General features: G+C 69.2%; 22 protein-coding genes. 8 read left to right on the top strand and 14 right to left on the bottom strand.

Annotated elements, in window-relative coordinates:
• Window positions 1-361: 361 nt before the first annotated feature.
• From NS4_RS04260 to NS4_RS04250, 3 genes are all read right to left on the bottom strand, one after another.
• Entirely contained in the window at window positions 362-1,327 is a 966-nt protein-coding gene (locus NS4_RS04260) for an alpha/beta hydrolase (protein ID WP_063058133.1), read from the bottom strand.
• Window positions 1,328-1,365: 38 nt separating this feature from the next.
• Window positions 1,366-1,665 (bottom strand): lipase family protein, encoded by a 300-nt coding sequence (locus NS4_RS04255; RefSeq protein ID WP_063058132.1) that lies wholly within the window; start codon window positions 1,663-1,665, stop codon window positions 1,366-1,368.
• A gap of 106 nt (window positions 1,666-1,771) precedes the next feature.
• Window positions 1,772-2,788 carry a GlxA family transcriptional regulator gene (locus tag NS4_RS04250; RefSeq protein WP_063058131.1) on the bottom strand — a complete coding sequence of 339 codons (1,017 nt, stop codon included), beginning with the start codon at window positions 2,786-2,788 and terminating at the stop codon, window positions 1,772-1,774.
• Between the two features lie 78 nt (window positions 2,789-2,866).
• On the opposite strand from NS4_RS04250, the gene NS4_RS04245 reads away from it, so the two are divergent.
• A complete protein-coding gene (locus tag NS4_RS04245) occupies window positions 2,867-3,463 on the top strand; it encodes a TetR/AcrR family transcriptional regulator (protein WP_084486675.1) in 597 nt (198 codons plus the stop codon).
• A 108-nt stretch (window positions 3,464-3,571) separates the two neighbouring features.
• Here the strand turns inward: NS4_RS04245 and cysC are convergent, their stop codons facing one another.
• The 3 genes from cysC to NS4_RS04230 are packed head-to-tail and all read right to left on the bottom strand — an operon-like array spanning window position 3,572 to window position 7,286.
• Window positions 3,572-5,410, bottom strand: coding sequence for an adenylyl-sulfate kinase (cysC, locus tag NS4_RS04240; protein WP_063058130.1), 1,839 nt, complete (start codon window positions 5,408-5,410; stop codon window positions 3,572-3,574).
• Window positions 5,410-6,342, bottom strand: a complete 933-nt coding sequence (gene cysD, locus NS4_RS04235; protein ID WP_063058129.1) for a sulfate adenylyltransferase subunit CysD — start codon at window positions 6,340-6,342, stop codon at window positions 5,410-5,412. Before cysD ends, cysC begins: the two co-directional genes overlap by 1 nt.
• A 32-nt stretch (window positions 6,343-6,374) precedes the next feature.
• Window positions 6,375-7,286: a helix-turn-helix domain-containing protein gene (locus NS4_RS04230; protein ID WP_063058128.1), complete on the bottom strand. Its 912-nt coding sequence runs from the start codon at window positions 7,284-7,286 to the stop codon at window positions 6,375-6,377.
• A gap of 81 nt (window positions 7,287-7,367) precedes the next feature.
• On the opposite strand from NS4_RS04230, the gene NS4_RS04225 reads away from it, so the two are divergent.
• Genes NS4_RS04225 through NS4_RS04215 form a run of 3 tightly spaced genes read left to right on the top strand, consistent with a single transcriptional unit; the run spans window position 7,368 to window position 10,493 of the window.
• The gene (locus NS4_RS04225; protein WP_063058127.1) at window positions 7,368-8,531 is read left to right on the top strand and encodes a hypothetical protein; all 1,164 of its coding nucleotides are present in this window, start codon (window positions 7,368-7,370) and stop codon (window positions 8,529-8,531) included.
• Window positions 8,531-9,307 carry an SDR family oxidoreductase gene (locus tag NS4_RS04220; protein WP_063058126.1) on the top strand — a complete coding sequence of 259 codons (777 nt, stop codon included), beginning with the start codon at window positions 8,531-8,533 and terminating at the stop codon, window positions 9,305-9,307. The genes NS4_RS04225 and NS4_RS04220 overlap by 1 nt, the downstream gene beginning before the upstream one ends.
• Before the next feature lie 13 nt (window positions 9,308-9,320).
• Window positions 9,321-10,493 carry a sulfotransferase family protein gene (locus NS4_RS04215; protein WP_063058125.1) on the top strand — a complete coding sequence of 391 codons (1,173 nt, stop codon included), beginning with the start codon at window positions 9,321-9,323 and terminating at the stop codon, window positions 10,491-10,493.
• 122 nt (window positions 10,494-10,615) lie between these two features.
• Here the strand turns inward: NS4_RS04215 and NS4_RS04210 are convergent, their stop codons facing one another.
• On the bottom strand, window positions 10,616-11,284 hold the full coding sequence (locus tag NS4_RS04210) for a PaaI family thioesterase (RefSeq protein ID WP_063058124.1): 669 nt from the start codon (window positions 11,282-11,284) through the stop codon (window positions 10,616-10,618).
• Window positions 11,285-11,506: 222 nt separating this feature from the next.
• Here NS4_RS04210 and NS4_RS04205 point away from each other — a divergent pair, with 222 nt between their 5' ends.
• The 3 genes from NS4_RS04205 (at window position 11,507) to NS4_RS04195 (ending at window position 14,310) form a co-directional block, all read left to right on the top strand.
• Window positions 11,507-11,968 (top strand): thioredoxin family protein, encoded by a 462-nt coding sequence (locus NS4_RS04205; RefSeq protein ID WP_063058123.1) that lies wholly within the window; start codon window positions 11,507-11,509, stop codon window positions 11,966-11,968.
• Window positions 11,965-13,389 (top strand): serine/threonine-protein kinase, encoded by a 1,425-nt coding sequence (locus NS4_RS04200; protein ID WP_063058122.1) that lies wholly within the window; start codon window positions 11,965-11,967, stop codon window positions 13,387-13,389. The genes NS4_RS04205 and NS4_RS04200 overlap by 4 nt, the downstream gene beginning before the upstream one ends.
• A 99-nt stretch (window positions 13,390-13,488) precedes the next feature.
• Window positions 13,489-14,310, top strand: a complete 822-nt coding sequence (locus NS4_RS04195) for an IclR family transcriptional regulator (RefSeq protein ID WP_063058121.1) — start codon at window positions 13,489-13,491, stop codon at window positions 14,308-14,310.
• 33 nt (window positions 14,311-14,343) lie between these two features.
• Here the strand turns inward: NS4_RS04195 and NS4_RS04190 are convergent, their stop codons facing one another.
• From NS4_RS04190 to NS4_RS04180, 3 genes are all read right to left on the bottom strand, one after another.
• Window positions 14,344-16,044 (bottom strand): FAD-binding dehydrogenase, encoded by a 1,701-nt coding sequence (locus NS4_RS04190; RefSeq protein ID WP_245665056.1) that lies wholly within the window; start codon window positions 16,042-16,044, stop codon window positions 14,344-14,346.
• Between the two features lie 68 nt (window positions 16,045-16,112).
• Window positions 16,113-16,799 carry a biliverdin-producing heme oxygenase gene (locus tag NS4_RS04185; RefSeq protein WP_063058396.1) on the bottom strand — a complete coding sequence of 229 codons (687 nt, stop codon included), beginning with the start codon at window positions 16,797-16,799 and terminating at the stop codon, window positions 16,113-16,115.
• A gap of 141 nt (window positions 16,800-16,940) precedes the next feature.
• Window positions 16,941-19,040, bottom strand: a complete 2,100-nt coding sequence (locus tag NS4_RS04180) for a threonine/serine exporter family protein (protein WP_084486672.1) — start codon at window positions 19,038-19,040, stop codon at window positions 16,941-16,943.
• A 249-nt stretch (window positions 19,041-19,289) separates the two neighbouring features.
• Between NS4_RS04180 and NS4_RS04175 the strand changes: the two genes are divergently transcribed.
• Window positions 19,290-21,221: an acyl-CoA dehydrogenase family protein gene (locus NS4_RS04175; RefSeq protein WP_063058120.1), complete on the top strand. Its 1,932-nt coding sequence runs from the start codon at window positions 19,290-19,292 to the stop codon at window positions 21,219-21,221.
• Window positions 21,222-21,249: 28 nt separating this feature from the next.
• Here the strand turns inward: NS4_RS04175 and NS4_RS04170 are convergent, their stop codons facing one another.
• The 4 genes from NS4_RS04170 to NS4_RS04155 form a co-directional block, all read right to left on the bottom strand.
• The gene (locus NS4_RS04170; RefSeq protein WP_245665054.1) at window positions 21,250-22,035 is read right to left on the bottom strand and encodes a phosphatase PAP2 family protein; all 786 of its coding nucleotides are present in this window, start codon (window positions 22,033-22,035) and stop codon (window positions 21,250-21,252) included.
• Window positions 22,036-22,327: 292 nt separating this feature from the next.
• Complete coding sequence (locus tag NS4_RS04165; RefSeq protein WP_063058119.1) at window positions 22,328-23,218, bottom strand: hypothetical protein; 891 nt, start codon at window positions 23,216-23,218, stop codon at window positions 22,328-22,330.
• Window positions 23,219-23,305: 87 nt separating this feature from the next.
• Entirely contained in the window at window positions 23,306-24,709 is a 1,404-nt protein-coding gene (locus tag NS4_RS04160; RefSeq protein ID WP_063058118.1) for a DUF2252 domain-containing protein, read from the bottom strand.
• A 69-nt stretch (window positions 24,710-24,778) separates the two neighbouring features.
• Window positions 24,779-26,461, bottom strand: a complete 1,683-nt coding sequence (locus NS4_RS04155) for a GMC oxidoreductase (RefSeq protein ID WP_063058117.1) — start codon at window positions 26,459-26,461, stop codon at window positions 24,779-24,781.
• Window positions 26,462-26,512: the final 51 nt, after the last annotated feature.

Below are 26,512 nucleotides of genomic sequence, written 5' to 3'. Positions count from 1 at the left end.
CCTTTCGGTACAGATTCTCGTCAGAGTATCAAATACCGGCGGAAGTCACCGTCGGCGGATCTGCGCCTCGGCAGTGCCGCCGGATGGGGTCGAGGGTAGTGACCCCGGCCGGGTGAGAGCTCGGAAACCGTGGGTCTGCCCGTTTCCCCGGTCTCCGCCCCGGGCCGGCCCGGAGCAATGGCGGCACGCTCGGAAATCGACCGGCCGCGCCGCCGTCCCGGCCGGTGCGGGGTGATGAGGTCACCCCGCACCGGGACCACCGAGTCGGCTCGAGGGGACTCGGGGCCGGGCGCGCTGGGGTTCCGGTAACGGACCCGGCCGCCGGGTTCTTGCTACGTGGCGAGATGACGCCGCGGTGCGCTCAGGCGGTGCCCAGCGCGTCGCGCAGGACCGAGACGGCCTGGGCGACCGCGGCACGGGCGGCCTGGGTCCCGTGCATCGAGTTGACCATGACGAAGTCGTGCACGATGCCGCCGTAGCGGGTCTGGGTCACCGGAACCCCGGCGTCCCGCAGTTTGCCCGCGAAGGCCTCGCCCTCATCGCGCAGCACATCGGCCTCGGCGGTGATCACCAGGGCGGGCGGCAGTCCGGTGAGCTGCTCGCGGGTGGCGCGCAGCGGGGAGGCGGTGATCTGCGCCCGGTCGGCCTCGCTGGTGGTGTACTGGTCCCAGAACCACTTCATGCCCTCGCGGGTGAGGAAGTAGCCCTCGGCGAACTGCCGGTAGGAACCGGTATCGAACGCGGCATCGGTGACGGGATAGAACAGCACCTGCTGGACGAAGGAGATATCCCCCCGCTCCTTGGCCATCAGGGTCAGTGCGATGGCCATGTTGCCGCCGACCGAATCGCCCGCGATCGCGATCCGCGCCGGGTCGAGGCCCTTCTCGGCGCCGTGTGTGCTCACCCACTGGGCGACCCGGTAGGACTGCTCGTTGGCGACCGGATAGCGCACATCGGGGGAGCGGTCGTATTCGGGGAAGACGACGGCCGCGCCCACCCCGACGGCGAGATCCCGGACGAGGCGGTCATGGGTGTGGGCGTTGCCGAAGACCCACCCGGCGCCGTGCGTGTAGACGATCACGGGCAGGGGCCCGGTGGCGCCGGGCGGGGTGACGATCCGGGCGCGCACCGAACCGGTCGGCCCGCCCTCGACGGTGATCCACTCCTCGCCGACCTCGGGTTTGTCGATCGGCGAATCCTGTACCGAATCGACGGCCTTACGTCCCTCCTCCGGCGGCAACTGGTAGAGGAACGGCGGCTCCGAGGTTGCGTCGACGAACTCCTGCGCGGCCTGTTCGAGGGAGATGTTCAGCGGGTTTCCGGCCATGGTGGGTATACCTTTCGATCGATGGAGCGGTGCGGCAATCAGGACAGTTCGGCGAGCGCGCCGGTGAGGACGGCGGCCACCTCGGCGGGATGGGTGTGCGTGACCAGATGCGGTGCGTCGATCTCCACGATCGAGCGCAGCGCGGCGCGACGGTAGCCGAATCGTTCGACCTCGGGATTAAGCCGCGGACCGCGTCCGCGTCGGCGGCCAGGCTGCGTCCGGCCACCGGGGGCGCAGACCCGGTGACCGTCGGCGAGCAATCGCTCGATGACCGGGTGCCAGCTGGACGCGTCGGCGAAGGCGCCGTGCACGAGGACGATGGTCGGTGCGAGGGACATCGGGGTTCTCTCTGTCGCGGTGACAGCGCCGGGGGCGTGCGCCGTATCGAGCTTCGACCGGACGACCCGGTCCGCGCCCCTCGCTACCGGCCGTGAAACCCCCCGATCAGGACGCGGCGGCGGTGAGTTCGGGCGCCACGGGCGCGATCGCGCCCGTGGACCGGAACTGTTGCTGGTATTTGCGCGGCGAGATGCCGAGGCGGGCGATGAACGCGCGCCGTAGGGCCTCGCTGCTGCCGTAACCCGCCGTCATGGCGGCCTCGGTGACCGTATGACCGGCATGCAACATATCGCGCGCCACCCCGAAACGGATGAAGGCCACGTATTCGGCGGGGGAGTGCTCGAGTTCGGCGCGGAAGAGCCGGGTCAGGTGGCGGACGCTGACCCGGGCGTGGTCGGCGAGGCTGCTTACGGTGTGCGGGAAGGCTGGATCCGCGCAGATCAGGTCGACGACGCTGCGCACCAGCGGACTCCGGGGCAGTGGCCCGCTCAGTGAGGCCGAGAACTGCGATTGGCCGCCCGCGCGCTGCATCGGTACCACCATGAGTTGCGCGATCCGGCGGGCGATATCCGCGCCGTAATCCTCCTCCACGATCGCCAGCGCCAGATCGATACCCGCCGCTACGCCCGCCGAGCTGTACATATTTCCGTCGCGGACGAAGATCGCGTCCGGTTCCACCCTGGCCGCGGGATACCGCCGGGCCAGATCGGCCGCGTACTTCCAGTGGGTGGTGGCCCGGCGGCCGTCGAGGGCCCCGAGTTCGGCCAGCACGAACGCACCGCTGCAGATGGACGCCAGGCGCCGGGTCTGCCAGGACAGCCGGCGGGCCGCCGCCAGCATCTCGGGTGTGACGAATTTCGAGGGCGGCAGTTCGCTGCCGGGAATGACCACGGTGTCGAAACGGCCGGCGTCGGCGGCCGCGGCGCTCACCTCGATCCGTGCGCCGAGCGAGGTCTGCACGCTGTTGCCATCCGGCGAGACCAGCACCACCTCGTATCCGGGCACGGCCTGGTTGGCTTCGACGAACACCTCCGCCGGACCGACGAAGTCGAGGGCTTTCACCCCGTCGAAGACCAGGATGCCCATCCGCCGTCGAGCGGAGTCGGCCACGTCACAAACCATGGGCGTGAGTATTCTGGAGCCACGCCTCCAGAACAAGGGATGTGGGCGATATCGCAGCACGATTGGTACGGTGAGCGCATGGGACGGCCGCGACAGTTCGACGAGCCGCGCCTCCTGGAAGCGGCCACGGAACTGTTCTGGTCGCGGGGGTTCGACGACACTTCGGTAGGGGATGTCTCGGCGGCGACCGGTGTCGGCAACGGGAGCATATACGCGGCCTACGGCAGCAAACGCGGGCTGTTCCTCGCGGCGTTCGAGCAGTACTGCGACCGGCGGGCCCGGTTCGTCCGCGATGCGATCGTCGCCGCCCCCGGTTCCGCCCGCGACGCGGTCCGCGCCCTGCTGCGCGCGGTGATCGACGACTGCGCGGGGCAACCGGACCGGCGCGGTTGCCTGATGCTCAACAGCGTCGCGCAATTAGGCCTGCGGATGCCGGAGGTCGTCGCCATCGGCAGTCGCACGACCGCGGCCATGGAGGCCGGCGTCGCCGAAGGGCTCGCGACGCGTCCGGGGATCGATATCGACGCGGCGACCCTCTCCGCGCACTGTGCCGGTGTCGTGGTGATGGCCCAGGGGCTCATCCAGCTCAGCCGATTGGGTACCCCCGCGGAACGGCTCCGGGAGATCGCCGATATCGCGGGCCCGACGCTGCTGGTGGCCGTCCCGGTCGAATGATCACCCGCGGGCCGCAGCGACCGCCTGCCGTGATCGGTGAATGACCGGCGAGAGCCGCCGACGGAACCGGGCCGCCGGCGACACTCGCCGGTTCTCATGCGGTGTGGATCAGCCGTTCTCCTCGCGGGCGAGCAGGGCCAGGATCGCGGCGGCCATCGCGGCCGGATCGCCGTCCTCCGGGCGCAACACCAGCGCCGGTGCTGTGGGCGCCTCGTAGGGGTCGTCGATTCCGGTGAAACCGCGGACTTCCCCGGCCCGGGCCTTCGCGTAGAGGCCCTTGGGATCACGGGCCTCGCACACCTCGAGCGGGGTGTCCACGAAAACCTCGACGAACGGAATTCCCGCGGTGGCGTGGGTGTCCCGCGCCCGGTCGCGATCGGCCCGGTAGGGGCTGATGAGAGAGACGATGGCGATGGTCCCGGATTCGGCGAACAGCCGGGCGACCTCGCCCACCCGGCGGATGTTCTCGGTGCGATCGGCCGCGCTGAAACCCAGATCCGCGTTCAAGCCGTGGCGCAGATTGTCGCCGTCGAGCAGGAACGCCGGCCGCCCCGCGGCCACCAGGCGGCGCTCGAGTTCCACGGCCACCGAGGATTTCCCGGACCCCGACAGCCCGGTCAGCCAGACGGTCAGTCCCCGGGTCGCGCGCTCGGACCGCTCCACCGCGCTCGCGTGCCAGACCACCCGGGACGAGGGCAGGCTCGGCCCGGTGATCATGCCGGCGCCCACGGTATCGCCGGTGATGTCGTCGACCAGCAGGAAACTGCCCGTGGTGCGATTGCGGCGATACGGGTCGAACTGCAGCGGCTGCCGGGTGCGCAACTGCACCCGGCCGATCTCGTTGAGCGACAGCGCGGCCGCGTCCTCGTCCCGGTGCAACGTGTTCACGTCGAGGCGGTAATCCAGCGTGCGGATCTGCGCGGGCACACTGCGGGTGGTGTGGCGGACGGTATAGGACGCGCCGGGGCGCAACCGCGCCTCGTCGCTGAACCAGCACACCATGGTGTCCAGATCACGGCCGACCTGCGGGCGGTTGGCGGGCCGGCAGAGCATATCGCCGCGGCCGATATCGAGCTGGTCGGCGAGGGCGACCGTCACCGCCTGCGGCGGGAATGCCTGCTCGAGCGGTACCCCGCCCGGACCCCAGATCCCGGTGACCGTGGTCGTGAGACCCGAGGGCAGTACGGTGATCTCGTCGCCGGCCGACCAGACGCCACTGGCGACGGTGCCCGCGTACCCGCGGAAATCCGGGGTGTGGCTGCGGATCACGTACTGCACCGGTAGCCGCGCGTCGATGAGGTTGCGGTCGGAGGCGATATGCACCTCTTCGAGGTGGTGCAGCAGCGGGGTGCCCTCGTACCAGTCCATGGTGGCGCTGCGGTGCACGATATTGTCGCCGTGCAGCGCCGACATCGGGATGAAGGTCAGGTCCGCGATCTGCAACCGGGAGGCGAAACCGGCGAATTCCTCCCGGATCTCGGCGAACCGCTGCGCCGAATAGTCCACCAGATCCATCTTGTTCACACACAGCACCAGGTGCGGGACGCCCAGCAGCGAGGCCAGGAACGCGTGCCGCCGGGTCTGCTCGACCACCCCGTGCCGGGCGTCGACCAGGATGAGCGCGAGGTCGGCGGTGGAGGCGCCGGTGACCATATTGCGGGTGTACTGCACATGCCCCGGGGTGTCGGCGATGATGAATTTGCGCCGGGGCGTCGCGAAATAGCGGTGCGCGACATCGATGGTGATGCCCTGTTCGCGTTCGGCGCGCAGTCCGTCGGTGAGCAGCGCGAGATCGGGGTAGTCCTGGCCGCGCTCACGGCTGGTGCGTTCCACCGCGTCGAGCTGGTCGGTGAACAGGGTCTTGGAATCGAAGAGGAGCCGTCCGATCAGTGTGGACTTACCGTCGTCGACGCTGCCCGCGGTGGCCAGGCGCAGCAGGGTGCTCATCAGAAGTAGCCCTCTCGTTTACGGTCTTCCATCCCGGCCTCGGAGATCCGGTCGTCGGCGCGGGTCGCGCCGCGTTCGGTGACCCGCGCGGTCGCCACTTCCTCGACGACCTCGGCGGGAGTGGCGGCGGTCGATTCCACGCAGCCGGTGCAGGTGGCATCGCCCACGGTGCGGAAGCGCACCAGCGCCTCCTGGGGTTCCTCGCCGTCGAGCAGGGTCAGGAACCTGGTGTGCGCCAGCAACATGCCGTCGCGCTGCACCACCGGGCGGCGGTGCGCGTAGTACAGCGACGGCAGTTCGATACCTTCGCTCGCGATATAGGTCCAGATATCGAGTTCGGTCCAGTTGGACAGCGGGAACACCCGGATGTGCTCGCCGGGACGGTGTTTGCCGTTGTAGAGGTTCCACAGTTCGGGGCGCTGCCGGCGCGGGTCCCACTGGCCGTACTCGTCGCGGAAACTGAAGACCCGTTCCTTGGCACGCGCCTTCTCCTCGTCGCGCCGGGCGCCGCCGAAGACCGCGTCGAACCTGCCCTCGCGCAGGGTGCGCAGCAGAGTGGCGGTCTGCAACCGGTTGCGACTGGACCGGGGGCCGGTGTCCTCGGTGACCCGTCCGGCGTCGATATCATCCTGGACCCGGCCGACGAGCAGGCGTAGCCCGTATTTCGTGACGGCCGCGTCGCGGTAGGCGATCACCTCGTCGAAATTGTGCCCGGTGTCGATGTGCAGGATCGGGAACGGGACCGGGGCCGGCCAGAACGCCTTGGTGGCCAGATGCAGCATCACCACCGAGTCCTTTCCGCCGGAGAACAGCAGGACGGGACGTTCGAAGGTGGCGGCCACCTCCCGGAGGATATGGACCGATTCGGCCTCGAGTGCGGCCTGATGCGAGAGCTCGTACGTACTCGCCGCCGACTTCGTGTGCTGGCTCACGCCTAAAAACTAGAACACGTTTCTATGCGCGGTCAACGTCTTGCCGGCGGCCGGCCACCCGCCGCGGCGGTAACCGCATCGGCGGCGGCCACGAGCGCGGCGCCCCGGCGGGCGATTTCCGCGCCGGTGATCGGTTTCCCGACGTACATGGTGAGCACCAGTTGCTGGCGGCCATCCGCGTCGTAGGTCGGCGCGGCGAGCAGGCTCACCGGGTGTTCTTTGCGGGGCCGCAGGTCGGAGCCAAGATAGACCCGTTCGCCGAGGGTGCTGACCAGCTCGGCGACCGCGGTGCGCAGCTCCTCGGGCAGATCCTGCCCGGCCACTCCGGCGAGCAGTGAATACAACCGGCGGCCGGCGCCGGTCATGCTCTCCACCAGGTAGCCGCGCTCGCGGCATTCGGCCACGATATGGCGCAGCAGGGTCTCGTCCTGGTGTAGGGGGACGGTCGGCGCGGTGCCACGCCAGGCGTCGAAAGCGGCCTCGGTGTCCCAGAGCACGTACATGAGCCCGACCGGTGGGGCGAATCGATAGGTGGCCCCGACCTGGACCATTGCCGGGCCGGCGCTGTCCAGGACGCTGATCCGTTCGCCCACGACCGCGGAGGCGGTGCAGGTGGTGCCGTAGGCCGCGCTGAGTCGTTCCAGTTCGGGATGGGCGAGCGCGGCGATGGAGAAACTCTCCTGGGCGACCCGGCCCGCGGCGATCAGGGCCGGGCCCGGACCGTATTCGCGGGTGCGCGGATCGCGGGTGAGATAGCCGGCCGCGGTGAGTTCGGTGAGGATCCCCAGGCACGTGGGTTTGGCCAAGCCCAGGTCGCGGGCCATTTCGGAGAGTCCGGTCCGGCGGCCGCGCCGGGCGACGACATAGTCGATCACCTGGATTACCCGCTGCGTCGGAGCGGACCGGCGACCGACTTCGCGCACCTCCGAAACCTCTGCCGTCATTGACCACTCCTAGAACAGGTTCTAATCTTCTCGGTATCGCAATGTACCAGGGCGGTACATATATGGAACACCGGGAGTATCGTGCTGACCCAGCCGTTCGCGGAATCGATCGCCGCCGCCGAGGAAATCATCAAAAACGCCCCGCACATCCGCACCGCGCAGGATCTCGCCGAGGGTTACGACTACCTCGCGGGCAGTATCCGCGCCGCCATCCAGATGTCGTGGGCCTTCGAGCGGGACTTCCCCTTCTTCGTCCAGTCGACCGGGCCCTACACCAAGATGGGCCTGGACAACCCGGACACCCTCTACTGGCACGCCAACCTGCGGCCCGACGCCGAATACGTGGTCACCGGCACCCGCGGTAGCACCCGTGACCTGAGCTTCCAGGTACTCAACGGCAACTACTCACCCACCGAGGTCCCCGGCGGGGAGACCGCCTTCGACGACCGCTCCATCGATATCGCCGCCGACGGCAGCTACGAACTGACCCTGGGCCCCGGCCCGGGCGGCCGCAACCATATCCGGCTCGCCGCGGATTCCACCATGCTCGCGGTCCGCGAGGTCTACGGCGACTGGGCGAAGGAGAAGGCCGGTACCGTCCGGATCAGCCGGGTCGACACCGTGGGCTCCGCCCCGCCGGCCCTCACCTCCGACCTGATGGCCAAACGCTACGAGGTCGCGGGCAAGATGCTGGTGTCACGGCTGAAGACTTTCCTGGCCTTCCCCGAATGGTTCTATCTCAACCTGCCGGTGAATACCATGACCGAACCGCGGCGCACCCCGGGCGGGCTGTCCACCCAGTTCTCCTCGGTCGGTCACTACGACCTCGCCGACGACCAGGTGATGATCCTGACCGTGCCGAAGTCCGACGCGCCCTACCAGGGCTTCCAGCTCGGCAGTATGTGGTACCTGTCGCTGGACTACATCAACCACCAGACCAGCCTCAACGCCGACCAGGCCAATGTCGATCCCGATGGGATGATCCGGCTGGTGATCAGTGAACGCGATCCGGGCCTGATCAATTGGATCGAACGCACCGGCCACGATCGCGCCTATCTGCAGTTCCGCTGGCAGCGGCTGTCCCGCGACATGACACCCGAGGACGGGCCGACCGTGGAACTGGTGTCGTTCGACGAACTGCCGGACAAGCTGCCCTACTACAAGGAATCGCGCATCACCCCGCAGGACTGGAAGGCCCGGATCGCCGGCCGCCAGGCCGCGGTGGCGGAGAGGATGCTCGGCTGATGCTGTTGCAGGACAAGGTCGTCGTCGTCTCCGGGATCGGTCCCGGCCTCGGGCAGGCGATTGCGCTGCAGAGCGCGAGGGCCGGTGCCGATGTGGTGCTGGTATCGCGCACCGAGAAGCGGCTGCGCAAAGTCGCGGCCCAGGTCGAGGAACTCGGCCGGCGCGCGCTGGTGGTGCCCACCGATATCACCGACGACACCGCCGCACAGAATCTGGTCACCGCCGTCCACACGGAGTTCGGCCGGGTCGACGCGCTGGTGAACAATGCCTTCACCATGCCGCCGATGGTCGACCTCGCCGAAGTGGCCTTCGACGATCTGCGGACCAACCTGGAGACCAATGTCTTCGCCGCGCTGCGGCTGACCCGCCTGTTCGCCCCCGCCCTCGCCGAGAGCAAGGGATCGGTGGTGATGATCAATTCGGCGGTACTGCGGCACTCCCGGCAGCCCTACGGTCCCTACAAGATGGCCAAGACCACGCTGCTGGCGCTCGCGCAGAGCCTGGCCACCGAACTGGGTCCGCGCGGTATCCGGGTCAATTCCGTGGCCCCCGGCTGGATCTGGGCCGACACGCTGAAATGGTACTTCGACTACCTGGCCCAGGAACGCGGGGTGAGCGCGGACGATATCTACACCGAGACCGCCGCCGATATCGACCTGCGCCGGCTGCCCGAACCAGACGAGATCGCCGACGCGGTCGTCTTCTTCGCCTCCGCGATGTCGCGGGCGATCACCGGCACCTGTCTCGACGTGAACTGCGGCGAATTCCACCACTGAGGAGTTAGAAGAGATGATCGGCAGGGATGACGTCGGGACCATCGACGATCTGCACGCCTCCGCCACCAAGGTGGTCGGACTCGACGATTTCGGCGACGCCGACTACCGCACCGGCCTGTCGGTGCTGTTGGAGTCCTATGAGCACGAAGCCGAACTCACCCCCTTCGGCAACAAGGTCAATCGCGCGATGCTGCGCGGCGCCCTGATCGCCCGGGCACTGAGTGAAGCAGGGTGGAAGCAGTACCCGCAGCACGCCGAGATCGCGATCGAACGACCGATCTTCGTGACCGGGCTACCGCGCTCGGGTACCACGGCGGTGCATCGCCTGCTCACCGCCGACCCCGGCCACCAGGGTTTGGAGATGTGGCTCACCGAGATGCCGCAGCCCCGCCCGCCGCGGGAGACCTGGGAACAGAACCCGGTGTTCGCGCGCCTGCAGGCCGGTTACGAGAAGCACCATGTGGAGCATCCCGAATTCATGGGTGTGCACCATATCTCCGCCGATCAGGTGGAGGAGTGCTGGCAGTTGTTGCGGCAGTCGGCGATGTCGGTGTCCTACGAGTGTCTGGGCTATCTGCCCCGCTACTCGGAATGGCTGCGCGAGCAGGACTGGACACCGGCCTATGCCCGGCATCGCCGGAATCTGCAACTGATCGGCCTCAATGACCCCGGCCGGCGGTGGGTGTTGAAGAATCCCAGCCATCTGTTCGCCCTCGACGCGCTGCTGGCGGTCTACCCGGACGCCTTGGTGATCCAGATGCACCGGGTACCGCGCACCATTGTCGCCTCGGTGTGCAGCCTGAACGAACAGGCGACGGCGGGCTGGTCGGAGAAGTTCCGCGGACCCGTGGTGGGCGCCGCGCAGCTGGAACTGTGGTCGCGGGGCGCGAAAACGTTCCTCGAAGACCGCAAGAAACATCCGGCGGCGCAGTTCTGCGATGTGTACTACGAGGATTTCGTGGCCGATCCGATCGGCACCGTCGAGAAGATCTACACGCAGTTCGGGATCGAGTTCACCGATGCGGCCCGGGAGCAGATGACTGCTCTGCACGGCGAATCCACCTCGGGGGCGGCGCGGCCCGCCCACAAGTATTCGCTGGACGATTTCGGGCTGACGCCGGAGGAAGTGGACGCCGCGTTCGCGCCCTACCTCGACGTGCACTATCCGGGTGGCAACCGGGTCTGAGAGGTACCCGGCGGGCGGTGGAGCCGGAAATCGTAGGTGCCGCCCGCCCGGTCACCGTGGTCGGCGCGGCATCCGGCCGGACCGCTACCGGTTTCTGTGGTGGTGGCCCCACTGCCCGGGAATCAGGGCTGACCGGGCTTCAATACGATGAACAGGCCGTGGGCCTCGGCGCAGAGCCTGTCCCCATCGTGCAGGGTGGCCTTGATCCAGACCTTGCGGCCCTCCTGGCGTTCGGCCCAGGCGCGGAGTGCCAGTTCCTTGTTCAACGGTGTGATCGACCGGTAGTCCACCGTGAGTGACGCCGTCCGGGTCACCGCACCGGAATGTGCCGACCCGGCCAGCCCCATCAGATCGTCGAAGCCCAGCGAGATGTACCCGCCGTGGGCGGCGGCGTTACCGCCGAGGTGGAAGGTGCGATAGGTGATCCGGGCGTCCACGCCGTCGCGGTTCACCCGATCCACCTGGTACGGCGGCAGGGTCACGTTTCCGCGAGAGGGCAGGTCGAACCTGGTCCAGCCCGGCGCGTCCCATTCCTCGCCGACATAGGCGCCCAGCCGGTCGTTCAGCTTCTCCAGGATGCCGGCCGCTTCCTGCACCAGATCGTCCGGTGGCACCGCCAGCCGGGCACGGTCCATGAGCGTGCGTACCTGTTCCACGAAGTCGCCGTAGTGCGGGCCGCCGCGGCTGGTGTCGACAGTGCGTACCGCCGCCATCAACTCCGACATCGGCCGGAAGCCGCCCTCGTGATGCTCGGCATCGGGCAGGACGTTCCCGGCCTCGTTTTCGCTCATGAGAACACGTTATCGTCACGGGTCCGGCTCGGTGGTGGCCGGGGCCGCCGCACGGGGTGCGCCACCGCGCTGCTCGGCGCAGCCGCGGCCGCGTAGGCTGCCGGATATCGGCGGTCGGGGGTGCGCCTTTCTCCCGGCGGCCGAAGCCCGTTCGTGCGAGGATTCCGGACGGGGCCGGTACGCACGCGGGGCGGTCCGGGTTCGGGCCACGGGAGGACGACCATGCCGACGACGCCACTGACGCAGCAGAATTTCCAGACAGTGGTATCCACCAACCACATAGTGCTGGTGGACTTCTGGGCGACATGGTGTGGCTGGTGCACCCGGTTCGCTCCGGTTTTCGAGGAGTCCTCGCAGTGGCACCGCGATATCGTGCACGCCACTGTGGACGCCGAGGCCGAACCCGCCCTCGCGGCCGTCGGGCAGGTGGATCGGTACCCGTGGCTCATGGCCTTCCGCGAGGGCACGCGGGTGTACTCGAAGGCCGGATTCCTGCCCGGCGACCAACTCGAGGAACTCGTCCAGCAGGTGCGCTGGATGGATATCGACGAGTTCCGCCGCGAACACGACATCGGGCAGCACACGGCCGCCGCGCCCTCGGCCCCGGCGCCCACCACGGCCGGCCGGGCGGGCCCTGCGCCCGGACCGCAGGCCTATGGGTGGCCCGGTCTGCGCAGCGCGTGAAAAGCGGCCTCGAACCGGGACAGATCTTCGCCGGTTACCGAATCGACCGCCTGCTGGGCGCCGGCGGAATGGGCGAGGTCTATCTCGCCCATGACCGGGACCTGCCGCGGCCCGTGGCCCTGAAGTTGCTGACCCCCATCGCAGGCGACGACCGCGGCGTCCGGGCCCGGTTCCTGCGCGAGGCCGATACCGCGGCACGGCTGTCACATCCCAATATCGTCGCCGTGTACGCCCGCGGCGAGGAACAGGGCCGGCTGTGGATGGCGATCCAGTACATCGAGGGCACCGATGTGGCGGCGGTACTGCGGCGCGGGCCGGTACGGCCCGACCACGCGGTGCGGATCACCGAGGAGACCGCGCGCGCCCTCGATCACGCCCACGCGGCGGGTGTACTGCACCGGGATGTGAAACCCGCGAACATCCTGCTGGCCTGGGGCGAACAGCAGCAGGTGTACCTCTCCGATTTCGGTATCGCCAAAGCGCTGGACCGCACCGACGGACTCACCCGCACCGGAGAGTTGTACGCCAGTTTCCACTACGCCGCGCCCGAACAGTTCGAGATGCGCCCCGATATCGACCGCCGCGCCGACGTGTACTCGCTCGGCTGCACCCTCTACTACCTGCTGACCGGGCGCTTGCCGTATCCGGCCGCGACCACCGGGGCCCTCGTCAACGCCCATCTCAACGCTCCGGTGCCACGGCCCTCGGCGGTGGATCCGCGGCTGCCGTCCGGGTTCGACGGCGTCATCGCCCGCGCCATGGCCAAGAACCGGGACGAACGGTTTTCCGGCTGCGGTGAATTGGCCTTGGCCGCGCGTCGCGCGCTCACCGAGCCCGCGGTGACCGTGCCGGCCGTGCGCACCGTGCCGGTTCCGGCGCCGCCCGCCGCGGTCGGGCAGGCCGAGCCGCCGCGTGCGCGGCGCCGTTTGCTCGCGGTGCTCGCGGCCCTCGCCGTGGTCGCGGCGTTCGGTGCGACTGTCTGGCTCACCGGCCTCCTGCGCGGTGGGGGCGGTGAAGCGGCCGCGCCGCCTCCCGCCGATGCGAAATCCGCCGCCGAACAGGCTGCCTGCGCGTACACCGCGCTGGTGGCCAGTTACGACTACGACGACCCGGCGGGCTGGGAGCAGGAGGTACAGGCCGGCGCCACGGGGCAGTGGAAGAACCAGGCCGCGACCGTGCTGCCGATGGCCCGGGTACTGATCTCCGCGGACCCCGAGCGCTCCCGGGCCGGGGCCGCCGACTGTACGGCGACCATGGGTGACGGTGACACCCGCGCCGAGGTCCAGGTACAGATCACCACCCTCAACCAGGTTCCGGGTGAAGCGGAGACGACCCGGGAGCTGTCGGTGTCCACGGTGATGGAACTGGTGGACGGACGGTGGCTGTGCAGTGTTTTAAACGCACCCTTCTTGCCGAGTTGAGCGGCCTGTGATGGTTTGCACGGGTACGGAAAGGGGCATGGTCGGTACCGTGCGGTTCGCTGCGCATATGCTGGCCGGGCTGCACGATGGAGGTAAGTCTTGACGGTCGAGGTGCTGGCCGACCCGGAGCCGGGCGAGTCGTGGCGGGGTGCGCAATCCCCGGCCCGGCCCGCGCCCCCGGTGTCGATGATCGAGCGGATGACATTGATCCTGGACGCTTTCGAGCCGGGCACGCCCGTGCTCACGCTGCAGGATCTGGTGGAACGCACCGGGTTGCCGCGTTCCACGGTCCATCGCATCCTGGACCAGATGATCCGGTTGCGCTGGCTCGCGCACTATCCGGGCGGTTACCGGCTGGGCCTGCGCACCCTGGAACTGGGTGGGCTGGCCGCGGGCCACAACGAATTGCGGGCCGTGATAGGCCCGTTGCTGCACGAGCTGTGCCAGCGCACCCTGTCGGTCGGGCATCTGGGGGTGCTCGACGGCCGCGATGTCGTCTACCTGGACAAGACCGGCGGCCGGCAGAGTGCGGCCGTGCCGACCCGGGTCGGCGGTAGATTGCCGGCACACAGCACCGCGCTGGGTAAAGCGCTGCTGGCGAGCCTGGATCCCGGTGTGGTGGAAACTTCGCTGCGCGAACAGCTTCCCCGGCTGACTCCCCGCACCATCGGTGATCGGCTGGAACTGCACCGGGAGCTGGCGCGCATCCGCAGCAGGCAGGGTATTGCCGTCGACAACGAGGAAGCGGTCACCGGTATCGGCTGTGTGGCGGTACCGGTACGCCGCCGCGGGGTCACGGTGGCGGCGTTGTCGCTGGCCACCCGGATCGGTTCCGGTCGTCCGGCGATCGATACCGGACGGCAGGCCCGGCAGCTGTCGGCGCTGGCCGCCGAGGCGGGACGGCTGCTCTCACAGGACTAGATCGGTCCGGCCGTGGCAGGCCGGACCGGCTGTTCAGGCGCGGTCCAGCACGGTGGCGAGCGCGCGCCCGGCGGTCCGGCCGGAGAAAATGCAGCCGCCCAGGAACGTACCTTCCAGGGCGTTGTATCCGTGCACGCCGCCACCACCGAATCCGGCGACCTCACCGGCGGCGTAGAGGCCGGGCAGCGGAGTGCCGTCGGGTCGCATCACCCGGGAATGGAGATCGGTCTGCAGTCCGCCGAGGGTTTTGCGGGTCAGGATATTGAGCCGGACCGCGATGAGCGGGCCGGCGGCCGGATCGAGGATCCGATGCGGTTTGGCGACCCGGGCGGTGCGGTCCCCGAAGAAGGTGCGCGCGTTGTGGATCGCGGTCACCTGCGCGTCCTTGCTGAACTTGTTGGTGATCTCGCGATCGCGGGCCACGATCTGCCGCTCCATCGCGTCGTAGTCCAGTTGCGGGCCGCGGGCGAGGCCGTTCATACCGTCGACGAGTTCGCGTAGCGTATCGGCCACCACGAAATCGACCCCGTGCTCCTTGAACGCCTCCACCGGCTGCGGGGCGCCCTTGGTGAAACGGCTGCGGACCGTGGTGAGCCGGTCCTTGCTGGTGATATCCGGGTTCTGCTCGGACCCCGAGAGTGCGAACTCCTTCTCGATGATCGACTGGGTCAGCACGAACCACGAATAGTCGTAGCCGGTCGCCAGAATCGCCTTCATGGTCGAATTGGTATCGAAACCCGGGAAGCACGGCGCCGGCAGTCGTCTACCGTTCGCGTCGAACCACAGCGACGACGGGCCGGGAATGATCCGGATGGCGTGATCGGGCCAGATCGGGTCCCAGTTGTTGATGCCCTCGGTGTAGTGCCACATCCGGTCCCGGTTCACCAGGGCCGCGCCGGCCGATTCGGAGATACCGAGCATCCGCCCGTCCACATGGGCGGGCACCCCCGAGATCATGGTGCGCGGTGCGGGCCCGAGCCGGTCCGCCGGCCAGTTCTGCCGGATGAGGTCGTGATTGTGGCCGATGCCGCCGGAGGTGACCAGCACGGCCCGGGCGTGGAACTCGAAGTCGCCGACCATCGTGCGCGAGGACGCGACGCCACGGGCGAGTTCGGTCGGCTCGAGCACGCTGCCGCGCACGCCGGTGACCGCACCGTCGTGCACGAGCAGTTCGTCCACCCGATGGCGGAACGCGAAGCGCACCAGGCCTTTGCGCTCGGCTTCCAATACGGGATTCAGGAACACCTCGAGCACGCCCGGTCCGGTTCCCCAGGAGATATGGAATCGCGGCACCGAGTTGCCGTGTCCGTCGGCGAGGGCGCCGCCACGTTCGGCCCAGCCCACCAGCGGGGTCACCCGCAGGCCGAGGTCGTAGAGATAGTCCCGCTTCTCGGTGGCGGCGAACCGGACGTAGGCCTGCGCCCACTGCCGGGCCCAATGATCCTCGTCGTCGCGGTCGAACCCCGCCGAACCCAGCCAGTCCTGCAGCGCCAGCTCGTAGGAGTCCTTGATACCGAGGCGCCGCTGCTCCGGGCTGTCCACGAAGAACAGGCCGCCCAGCGACCAGAACGCCTGGCCGCCCAGATTGTTGCGGTTCTCCTGATCGAGCACGAGCACCCGGTGTCCGGCCTTGGTCAGCTCATAGGTGGCGACGAGACCGGCCAGCCCGGCCCCGACGACGATCACGGGGTACTCGTCGGCCGGTACCGGGTCGGCGGCAGAGGTTTCGGACACGGTTCACCCTTCGCTCACGGTGGCTACGGGCCGGAATGTATCAGACGACCAGGTCGGCCGGTCGGCGATCAGGAAGGGCGCCGGGCCGGGAATTCGGCGGCCAGTTCGGTGAAAACCGCGCGGTTGAGTACGAAGGCCCGTTTGCCCTCGTCGATGATGCGGCGCTGCTCGAGTTCGTCCACACCGATCCGGTCGAGCAGCGCCCGGTACTCGCGTTTGAACGCGGCGGGATTTCCGATCTGCTCGAAGACGTAGAACCGCACCCCGTCGCCGCGACGGGGCAGGTCCCACAGCTTCTCCGCATTGCCGCGGATCACCTGGCCGCCGGAGAGGTCACCGAGATAGCGGGTGTAGTGGTGGGCGATATAGCCGCCAGGCCAGGTCCGGGCGCATTCATCGATCCGCGCGGCGTAGGCGGCGGTGGCGGGCAGCGGCGTGAGGTCTTCGCGCCAGTCCGGTCCGGCGAGATGGGCCAGATCCCGTTCCAGCTCGGCGGTGCGGGCCAGTTCCGGTTTGATGAACGGGCCGGCCACCGGATCGGTGGCGAGCGAGTCGGCATGCGCCTCCAGGGCCCGGTAGATGAACCAGAGCTGACCGGTGTAGCGGCGATACGACTCGATCCCCAGCGACCCGTCCAGCATCTCGGTGATGAAGGTCGAGTTCTCCGCCTCCTCGTGTTCCCGGGCGGTGGCCTCCCGGATCCGGGTGGAGAACGAGGACACGGCCGGTTCGGCGGTTTCGGGGGCGTCCGGCATCGAGTGAACCTTCCTGCGGATGCGGTCGGGCACCTCGCCCGGACCGATTGCGCCGGTCGCTCGGTATGCCGGGCACACCGCGCGACCGGGCGGTCGACACCCTGACGATACCGGCTCCGGCGCCCGGTCAGGGTTTCTCCGTCAGCGGCCGTCGGGGCGCAGCGCGGCCGGTAGCGGTTCGGTCGGCGCAAGCCGCGCGTCCGCCGCGCCGGCACCCACACCGACTCCCACCGTTTCCGCGAGACCGGCCGGTTCGGCGGGCACGAGGGCCGGCATCGCCTCGGTGGGCAAGATGTCCTCGATAACGCCGAGAGGTTCGGCGGGCAGTCCCACCAGATCCGCCGGCAGCCGAGGCATTTCCAGCATTTCGGTGGGCACGGCCGCCGACCCCGTCTCGGGCGGCGTCGGAGCCGGGCCCAGCGGCGCCGCGTCCAGGTCGTGGGTCCAGGCCCCGCGCTCGAACTCCGGTACCGGTGCCGTGCCACGCCCGGCCGGTCCGGGGACCTGCGCGGCGGGTGTCCGGGGGGCCGACCCCGGGGCGGGCGTGGGCAGCTGGGGAGCCGCGAGTTTCGGCACCTGCGGCAGCTGGCCCGCGGCGGGGAAACCCACAGGCAGATCCACCGGGGTTTCCGTGTGGGTCGAATGCTGCACCGGAACGCGGAGGGGGTGGCGTCCGGGCGGCACCGCCCGCCGCTTGCCCAGGTTCACTGTCGGGCGCCGTTTGCCGAGGTTCACGGTGGGCCGCTTCCTGCGCTTGACCACCGGGCGGCGCAGGTTGCCGAATTTGCGCAGGATCGGCGGGCGCCGCACCGTCCGGTCGAACCATTCACCGAGCGTCACACCGCCGGCCAGTGCGCAGCCGATACCGAACGCCGCCAGCAGCTGATTCGCGCCGCGCGCCAGTTCGTCGTTGAGCAGGCCGTACAGCCCCCGGTAGATGCTGAGGCCGGGCAGCAGCGGGGTGATACCCGCCAGCGCCACGACCAGCGGCGGAGTCAGCGCGCGCCGGGCGAGCAGACCACCGACGAGGCCGATCACGATGGCGGCCGCACCCGCGGCGACGACCGGCCCGAATCCCGCGGTGATCACCATCAGGTAGCAGATGGTGCCCATGGCCCCGCTGCCCGCGGCCGCGGCCAGCGCCCGTCGCTCCGCGTAACAGGCCAGCGCGAACGCCAGCGCCGCGGCGGCACCGGCCACGACCTGCACGGGCAGGTTCGACAGTCCGTGCCCGGGGCTGAGATCCAAGGGCACCGTCGCGTCGAACATTTCACCGATGCGCAGGGTCAGTGCGATACCGGCGATGATCCCGCCGGTCATCATCAGCAGTTCGAGCATGCGGGCGGCCGCGGTGATCGGCGCACCGGTGATCGCGTCCTGCACCGAACCCACCAGGCTCAAACCACTGAGCAGTACCGTGATCCCGGCCGCGATGATCAGCGTGGGACTCACCGAGATTCCCAGCGGCCCGGCGAGGGCGGCGAGCACGACCGCGGGAGTGGCCGCGATCGCGCCGCCCACCAGATGCTGGAAGAAGAACGGCAGACCGCGCCGGTTGAGCGCGCGGTTGGTCCGGTCGATCACCGCCGTGGTGACGAAGCTCAGCGCCGCGACCAGGAACCCGCCGCCGAGCAGCAGCGAGATCGCGGCGGCCATGAGCGACCAGCCGAAGGTGGCCGTCCACCGTTTGTACGGGTGGGGCGCGGAGGTGATGGCATCCAGCGCCCGGCGCGCTTCGTCGGGCGGCACGACATCGCGGCGGATCCGGCGGGTGAGCCGGTCCACCGCGGCGAGCCGGGTGAAGTCGAGGGAGCGGTACTGCACGACGCGCATGGAGCTCGCCGAGGGCAGCCGCGCGCCGCGATGCGCGTAGATGCGGATGGCGTTGTAGGTGACCTCGACGTCACAGGCCGACAGACCGTAGGTGGCGGCGATGAACCGCACGGTGGTCTCGGTATCGGTGACGGCCGAACCCGAAGCCAGCACGACCTCACCCATGCGCACCGCCAGATCCAGCACCTCGGCGACCGCGGCGTCATCGGAGAGATCGATGGGCTGCAACGGCGCCGGCGCGGACACGATCGTGTCGGCGGTGGCGGGACGATCGGCGACCAGCTTGCTGATGGCGCCGGTGAGTACGGGCAGGCGCAGCGGGTTACGCCGAGGATTGGCATAGCCGGTGGGGTCCGGTGAGATCGGTGGTTGGGAAGTTGCTCCTTCCAGGATTCCTTGCGCAGCCATAGCCGCGAAGGTAGTGGCCGAAGCCCCCTCTTGCCCACCGCAAACCGGCTCTCGAAAATGTGACGTTTGTTACGTACCGGTTTATTTGACACGCCGAATGGAGAAAACGGTCCGATCGCCCTGCTGACCTGGGCCGTTCTCACCGGCGCCATACCCGCTTCCGGGGGCGTTACACCCCGCGTGTTCTGCGTTACACCGCCGCGTGTCCGTCGACCCCACCCCGCGCACACCCCCGCTAGGGTCGGAAGTATGAGCACCGGCAGCACTTCGACAGCGCAACGTTTACGTGAGGCACTGGACGGGCCGTGGGGCGAGGTCCGGGAGCAGGCTCGCACTCAGCTCGCGGGCCCTGAGTACACCGGCGATCCCGATTTGGATCTGCCCGAGGCGCGGGCCCGGGTGCTGGAGCAGATGCGGTCGCTGGCGAAACTCGATTACGCCGAGCGGGGTTTCCGGCGGGAGAACGGGGGCACCGGGGAACCCGGCGCGGCGGTCGTCGGCCTCGAGATGCTCGCCTACGCCGATCTGTCGCTGTGGGTGAAGTCCGGTGTGCAATGGGGGCTGTTCGGGGGGGCGGTGGAGAACCTGGGCACCGAACGGCACCGTGAGTACATCCGGCGGCTCATCTCGCTGGATCTGCTCGGCTGTTTCGCGATGACCGAATCCGGGCACGGGAGCGATGTCGCGAACCTGGAGACCACCGCGACCTACGATCCGGCCACCGAAGAATTCGTGATCCACACGCCGACCCCCTCCGCGCGTAAGGACTACATCGGCGGCGCCGCCGAACACGCGCGGATGGCCGCCGTTTTCGCACAGCTGCGGACCCCGGCGGGCGAACACGGGGTGCACTGCCTGCTGGTCCCGATCCGGGACGAGCAGGGCAACGATCTGCCCGGTGTGACGACCTCCGACTGCGGGCGCAAGGGCGGACTGCCCGGTGTGGACAACGGCCGCATCGTCTTCGACCAGGTGCGGATCCCGCGGGAGAATCTGCTCAACCGCTATGCCGATGTGGAACCGGACGGAACCTACCGCTCCGATATCGACAACCCCAGCCGGCGCTTCTTCACCACCCTGGGCACCCTGGTCCGTGGACGGGTCAGTGTCGGTGGCGCCGCGGCGGCGGGTGCCCGGGTCGCGCTGAGCATCGCGCTGCGGTATGCGCTGAAGCGCCGCCAGTTCGGCGATCCGGACAACGGCAACGAGACCTTGCTGCTCGACTACCGGATGCATCAGCGCCGGTTGCTGCCGCTGCTCGCGCATTCCTACGCGCTGGCGTTCGCGCAGAACGATCTCGTCCGCCGGATGCACCTGGTGCAGACCGGTCAGGACCTGGCGCCCGGGGCGCAGCGAGCGCTGGAGAAGCGGGCCGCCGGCCTGAAGGTGGCGCAGACCCGCCACGCCACCCGCGCCATCCAGGAGTGCCGGGAGGCATGCGGCGGTGCCGGCTACCTGACGGAGAACCGCCTGGTGACCCTGAAGGCCGATACCGATGTGTTCACCACCTTCGAGGGTGACAATGTGGTGCTCACCCAGCTCGTCGCCAAGGAGATCCTGACCGCCTACGCCGACGAGATCCGCGATCTGGACGCGCTGGGCTGGGTACGTTTCGCCGCGACCATGGCCGGCGATGTGGTGCGTAAACGGTCCGGGGTGCGTCAGCTCATCCAGACCCTGCGCGACCGCGGCGGCGAAACGGTCGACGAGGGCGATCTCGGGCGCCGCGATACGCAACTGGCGTTGTTCGCCGACCGCGAGGACTATCTGACCCGCACGGCAGCGCACCGGTTGCGGGCACGCGCCGAGGAGACCGAACCGTTCGAGGCGTTCAACAACGCCCAGGACCATATTCTCGCCGCGGGCGCCGCCCATATCGACCGGTTGATCCTCGAGGCCTTCATCGAGGGCATCGCCGATATCGAGGAGGAGGAGCCCCGTCGGCTGGCCGAGACCGTCTGCGATCTGTACGTGTACTCGATCCTCGAAGAGAACTCGGCCTGGTACATCATGCACCGGTTCATGTCGGTGGAACGGGCCAAAGCGATCCGGCGCGGGGTGAACGAACTCGTCGACCGGCTCCGCCCGGACGCGCTCACGCTCGTCGAGGGGCTGGGTGTGCCGGAGTCCATGCTGGGTGCCGCGATGCTGGACGACGCGAGCGTGTACCAGCGGCAGTAGGAGGACGAGTGGGCAGGCCCGGGCCGGTCTAGCCGGAACGGGCCCCCGCGAGGCGGGCGAGGTACACCGCCACCCAGTACAGGCCGATGGCCAGCGCGATACCGGCCGCGGCGCCGCCGAGGACATCGGTGGCGAGGTGATAGTCCAGCGCGACCATCCCGATGCCCGCCCCGAACCAGGCGGCAGCCGTGAGCGCGATGATCACCGCGCGGGCGCGCGCCGAGCGCAGCAGCAGTACCAGGGTGGTCACCACCGCCACCAGGTGCACGGTATGGCCACTGGGGTAGGCGAGATAGTCGTGCAGGGGGCGTGACCAGAACGGTTTCAACACCCAGGCGTTGATCGCGACGGCGGTCTCCGGTACCAGCACCATGGTCGTGGTCTCCCACCATCTGCGCTGCCAGGCGAACCAGGCGGCACCACCGCACAGGACGGCCAGGACCACCCCGGTATTGGTCGCGAGTGTGAGTACCTCGGCGATCCAAGGCCGCGGATCCAGTCGTGGATCGACCCGCTCGTTCACCGCGAGATCGAAGGTCGTCTCTCCGCCGCCCGGCGGGAACGACCACGGGAGGGCGACCGCGACGGTCGCCCCGGCGGCCGCGGTCGCCGCCGTGGTGAGCGGGTTCGCAGTGCCGCCGGGACCGCGTGCCCGGCGGGGTTCGGCGGTACCTGCCGTTTCGTCGGTGCCGGCGGGGGACGGGTGCGCGTCGGCGGCGTCCGGTGTTCCCGGACGGTCCGCGCCCGTGCGCCGGATACGGCCGGTGGGCCGGTCGGTGCCGAACGGCTCCGGCGCGCCGGATGCTGTGCTCACGGTCCGACCCTAGTGGGCGCCGCCGGTCCAAGCCCATCCGCGATTCCGGCACGGCCGCAGCGGACGCGGAGGTACGCAGGAACGTGCACGGCCGGAGCGGGCGCCCGGGGCACGCAGAACGCGCATGGCCGGAGCAGAGAACGAGCCACACAGGGCGCGTACGGCCGGAGCGGGCACGGGGCACGCAGGGCCGGAGCGAAGGCGGAGGTGCGCCTGAGGCGCGCAGGGCGCTAGTGAAGGCGTGGGCACGCCCAGGTTGCTGCCGTCCGGCCCGCGATACTCCGCTGCCGCCTCACCCTGGGCCGTAGGTGAGGAAGGCGGTGATCAGGAACCACAGGATCCAGGCGATCGCGACGAACATCCCGAGTGCGAAGCCCACGCGCATGGCGGCGCGGCCGAAATCGATATCACCGACCTCCCGTGGATACAGCCGCCACGGGCTGTACCAGGGGGAGCGGAATCGTCGCGCGCCGGCCGCGCGTTCGTACTCGGCGAGATCCTCGGCGTACTGCTCGGCCTCGGCCTGGGCCGGTCCGCCGTGCCATAGGGTGACATCGATGGGGCCGAGGAATCCTTCTTCGAGCAGGCGCTGCGGCGCGGGGAGATACGGCAGCATGCCCATCCCGCGGAACGACACCGCCACATCGTTGGCGGTCCAGCGGTGCGATTCGCGTTCGGCGAGAACGCCGAAATAGTGCCGCAGCCGGTCGCCGTCGTCACCGAGGATCACATCGAAACTCGGGTCGTGCACCTTCTGCTCGATCTGCACGGGCGCGTTCTGCAGGGGCACGATCAGCGCGACGCCGTGCACCGCGCGCTGTCCCAGTCCCCGCGCGGCCAGCCAGGTCTGCAGGGCGAAGGTGTTTTCGCGGGAGCGGTCCAGCGGTGAACGGTCGTCGCTGGTCTCGAGTTCGGCGAGAACTCCGTTGAGGGTCCAGTCGCCGGTCAGCGGGACCTGCAGGGTGCCACCGTGGGGCGAACGCAGGCCTGCGACATCGATGACCACACAGCTGGTGGGCGTCCACACCACGGCGTCGAAATGGTAGGCCTCTCCCTGATGGACGAGACCGCAGTTCACTGTCGCGACTCCGTGCGGGCTGCCCGCACCGTCCCAGCCGCTGAGCCAATCGACCAGGGCCCGTTCGGCAACGCTGTCGGTGCTGTTCTGTACCTGCACGAGCATGGTGACCGCCCTTCGCGTCCGAGCCGAGGCAATGGTGTCCGAGCCGAGGCTGTGGCGGCGCCGACTGCGCGGCGCACCCCATCGAAACTACCGGTCCGGCTCCTGCGCGGGAAGTTTACCGGCGCGAACCGCCGCGACGAGTTCGGCGTGATCGGCCTCGGCGCGGTCGGCGTAACGCACCGCGAACGCGGCGATCGCGGTGTCGAAATCCTCGTTGTCGCCCAGATAACCGCTGATCAGCCGGGGATCCAAGGACCGGGCGTGGGCGCGGGCGAGCAGTGCTCCGGCCAGCCGGCCGTAGTCGTCGAGGTCGTGGGGTTCGAGTTCTTCGGGGGCGATTCCGCCCTTGAGATTGCGGAACTGGCGGACGATGAACGGCAGCTCGCGGGTGCCGGCGGCGGTGGGCACGGACATGGTGGTCCAGCCGAGGAGAATATCGGTTTCGGTCTGGACCTGCCTGGCGCCCTGCACTATTCGCTTACCCTCGTGTTTCGGTGCGGCGATGCCCAGGACGGGCGCCAACGCCGAGGGTGCCGCCTGTTTGAGCTGCAGGACCAGCACCTCACCCGAATTGCCGTGCAGCAGTGCGACATAGCTGTGCAGGCCGACACTGCCCGTACCGACGATGCGGAACGCGATATCGGCCACCGCGAACCGGGCCAGCAGTTCCTGCCGTGATTCCCGCAGCGACGTACCGTAGCGCTCCAGTGCATCGATGGCCGCGTCCTCGACCTCCTGGCTGACGGTCGTGAGAAGTGGGGGATCGGCGATGAACCGGTGACTGTCGATACCGGTTTCGTGATCGTCGATATGGGTCCACTTCCGCACGACCTTGTCGCTGTTGTTCTTCCGTGCCTTCTTGGCCGCCTTCTTGAAGTTGTCCAGCAGATCCTCGGCCTCGACGCGGTCGAGGACCGATTCGTCGGCGAGCGCGGACCAGGTCGTGAGGAACGGCCGTGCGGCGAGGACGGCCGCGACCCGGCGGTAGCTGCGCGCGGCGTCCGCGGCGGCGGTCCGGCATTCCTCCTCGCTTGCGCCGCCGACCCGCCCGGCCAGGACCAGGCTGGCCGCGAGCCGCTCCAGGTCCCATTCCCACGGGCCCGGCGCGGTGTCGTCGAAATCGTTGATATCCATGACGATCTCGCCGCGTGAGGTGCCGTAGAGGCCGAAGTTGCCGGCGTGGGCGTCCCCGCAGAGCTGGGCGGCGAAGCCGGTATCGGGACCGCCCGCCAGATCGGTGGCCATCAGTCCGGCGGAGCCCCGGTAGAACGCGAACGGAGAGGCGATCATCCGGCCGATGCGCAGCGGGATCAGCTCCTCGATACGACCGGCGTTGCTCGCCTCGACGAATTCCACCACCGACGGCCGCCCGCCGGTGCGCACGGCGCGATCCCGGGCCGTGGTCGGCACCCGGTCGCGGACGGCCCGGCCGCGGGCGAGTACGTCCTCGGCGGGAGTGTAGGAGCGCAGCGGGATACGACCGGTGGACACGCGGTAACGGTACCGATTCAGCGGTTCCGCCGGGCCCCGGGTGCTCGCGCGGACCGAGGCCGGGCCGGCTCAGCTTCCCCGCAGCGGCGTGAGGGGCAGGCGCAGCGCCCCGGGCGCCGCGGCCGGAACCGCCGGCCGTCCCGGCGCCACGGGCGCGATCCGCTGATACGGGGTGCCGAGTCCGGGCCGGGTGTCCTCCTGGTTCTTGTTCGGCCAGAAGGCCATCGCGCGTTCGGCCTGGGCGGTGATGGTGAGCGAGGGGTTCACCCCGAGGTTGGCGGTGACCGCGGACCCGTCGGCGATATGCAGGCCCGGATGTCCGTAGACCCGCTGATAGGGGTCCACCACGCCCGTCTCGGGCCGGTCGCCGATCACGCAGCCGCCGATGTAGTGCGCGGTGGCCGGAATATCGAGGACGTCGGTGTAGAGCCCGTGGGTGTCCCCGTCGATCTTGGCCGCGAACCGCCGGCCGACCTCGTGTGCCAGCGGGATCCAGGTCGGGTTGGGTTCACCCGTGCCCTGTTTCGTCGTCAGCGCGCCCCGCCGCAGGAACGAGGTGAGCGAATTGTCCAGCGACTGCATGACCAGCAGGATCACCGATCGCTCCGAGGCGTGCCGGGCGTTGAAACTGCGCAGGAACACCACCGGGTGCGCGACCGCGGCGAGCAGGAAGCGCAGGAACCGGAACGCCCCGCCGTCGACCACCGGCGCCGAGAGCGGGAACAGCGCGTTCTGCCCTTTGCCGTAGTGGCACACCTCGATATGGGTGTTCGCCTCGGGATGTATCGAGGAGGTGATGGCGACACCGGCGGCGAAGTCGCGGCGTGACCGGCTCACCACCGCCAGGATCGCCTCGGAGTTGCTGCGGGTGAGCTCACCCAGGCGCGGGGACAGTTGCGGCAGTACGCCCCGATCCCGCATCCGGTGCAGCAGTTCCTGGGTGCCCAGCGCCGCGCCCGCGAACACCACCTGTTCGGCGGTGAACGTGCGTGTGTGCTTGCGGATCCACCGGTCGGGCCGGACAGTGTCGACGGCGTAGCCGCCGTCGGGCAGCGGACGCACCGCGGTGGCGGCGGTGAGCGGGTGCACGATGGCACCGGCCTGCTCGGCCAGGAACAGGTAGTTGGTGGTGGTCGTGTTCTTGGCGTTGTGTGGGCAACCGGTCAGGCAACGCGCGCAGTGCACACAGCCGCTCCGGCGCGGGCCGGCACCGCCGAAATAGGGATCGTCGACCTCGGTGCCGGGGTCGTCCTCGTTGAAGAACACTCCGACGTCGGTGGGGTGGAAGGTCTCGCCCACACCCATATCCGTGGCGACGTCGCGGATCACCTCGTCTGCGGGGGTGGTCCGCGGGTTGGTCGTCACGCCGAGCATGCGGCGCGCCTGGTCGTAGTAGGGCGCGAGTTCGGCCTGCCAGTCGGTGATGTGCGCCCATTGCCGGTCGGTGAAGAAGTCGGTGAGCGGTTCGTAGAGGGTGTTGCCGTAGATGAGCGAGCCGCCGCCCACGCCGGCGCCGGAGAACACCGCGCATTTGCCGAGCAGGCTGATCCGCTGGGGCCCGGTGAACCCGAGTTTCGGTGCCCAGAGGGATTTGCGGAGGTTCCAGTTGCTGCGCGGCAGCGTCTCGGCGTCCCAGCGCCGCCCGGCTTCGAGGACCCCGACCCGGTAGCCTTTCTCGGTGAGTCGCAGGGCGCTCACGCTCCCGCCGAACCCCGATCCGATGACCACGACGTCGTAGTCGAACTCTGGCATGATCTTCCTCTCACCCGACTCGATGATGAGATGGTTTCATACTCATTCTTT

The sequence above is a fragment of the Nocardia sienata NBRC 100364 genome (assembly GCF_001613205.1).
GTDB lineage: Bacteria > Actinomycetota > Actinomycetes > Mycobacteriales > Mycobacteriaceae > Nocardia > Nocardia sienata.
Note: the sequence above shows the minus strand (reverse complement) of the source record. Positions and strands in the feature narration are given on the sequence as shown.

Coding starts and splice junctions, on each gene's coding strand:
- NS4_RS04260 (WP_063058133.1), bottom strand. CDS start 1,327: ATGGCCGGAAACCCGCTGAACATCTCCCTCGAACAGGCCGCGCAGGAG.
- NS4_RS04255 (WP_063058132.1), bottom strand. CDS start 1,665: ATGTCCCTCGCACCGACCATCGTCCTCGTGCACGGCGCCTTCGCCGAC.
- NS4_RS04250 (WP_063058131.1), bottom strand. CDS start 2,788: ATGGTTTGTGACGTGGCCGACTCCGCTCGACGGCGGATGGGCATCCTG.
- NS4_RS04245 (WP_084486675.1), top strand. CDS start 2,867: ATGGGACGGCCGCGACAGTTCGACGAGCCGCGCCTCCTGGAAGCGGCC.
- cysC (WP_063058130.1), bottom strand. CDS start 5,410: ATGAGCACCCTGCTGCGCCTGGCCACCGCGGGCAGCGTCGACGACGGT.
- NS4_RS04230 (WP_063058128.1), bottom strand. CDS start 7,286: ATGACGGCAGAGGTTTCGGAGGTGCGCGAAGTCGGTCGCCGGTCCGCT.
- NS4_RS04220 (WP_063058126.1), top strand. CDS start 8,531: ATGCTGTTGCAGGACAAGGTCGTCGTCGTCTCCGGGATCGGTCCCGGC.
- NS4_RS04215 (WP_063058125.1), top strand. CDS start 9,321: ATGATCGGCAGGGATGACGTCGGGACCATCGACGATCTGCACGCCTCC.
- NS4_RS04210 (WP_063058124.1), bottom strand. CDS start 11,284: ATGAGCGAAAACGAGGCCGGGAACGTCCTGCCCGATGCCGAGCATCAC.
- NS4_RS04205 (WP_063058123.1), top strand. CDS start 11,507: ATGCCGACGACGCCACTGACGCAGCAGAATTTCCAGACAGTGGTATCC.
- NS4_RS04185 (WP_063058396.1), bottom strand. CDS start 16,799: ATGCCGGACGCCCCCGAAACCGCCGAACCGGCCGTGTCCTCGTTCTCC.
- NS4_RS04180 (WP_084486672.1), bottom strand. CDS start 19,040: ATGGCTGCGCAAGGAATCCTGGAAGGAGCAACTTCCCAACCACCGATC.
- NS4_RS04175 (WP_063058120.1), top strand. CDS start 19,290: ATGAGCACCGGCAGCACTTCGACAGCGCAACGTTTACGTGAGGCACTG.
- NS4_RS04165 (WP_063058119.1), bottom strand. CDS start 23,218: ATGCTCGTGCAGGTACAGAACAGCACCGACAGCGTTGCCGAACGGGCC.
- NS4_RS04155 (WP_063058117.1), bottom strand. CDS start 26,461: ATGCCAGAGTTCGACTACGACGTCGTGGTCATCGGATCGGGGTTCGGC.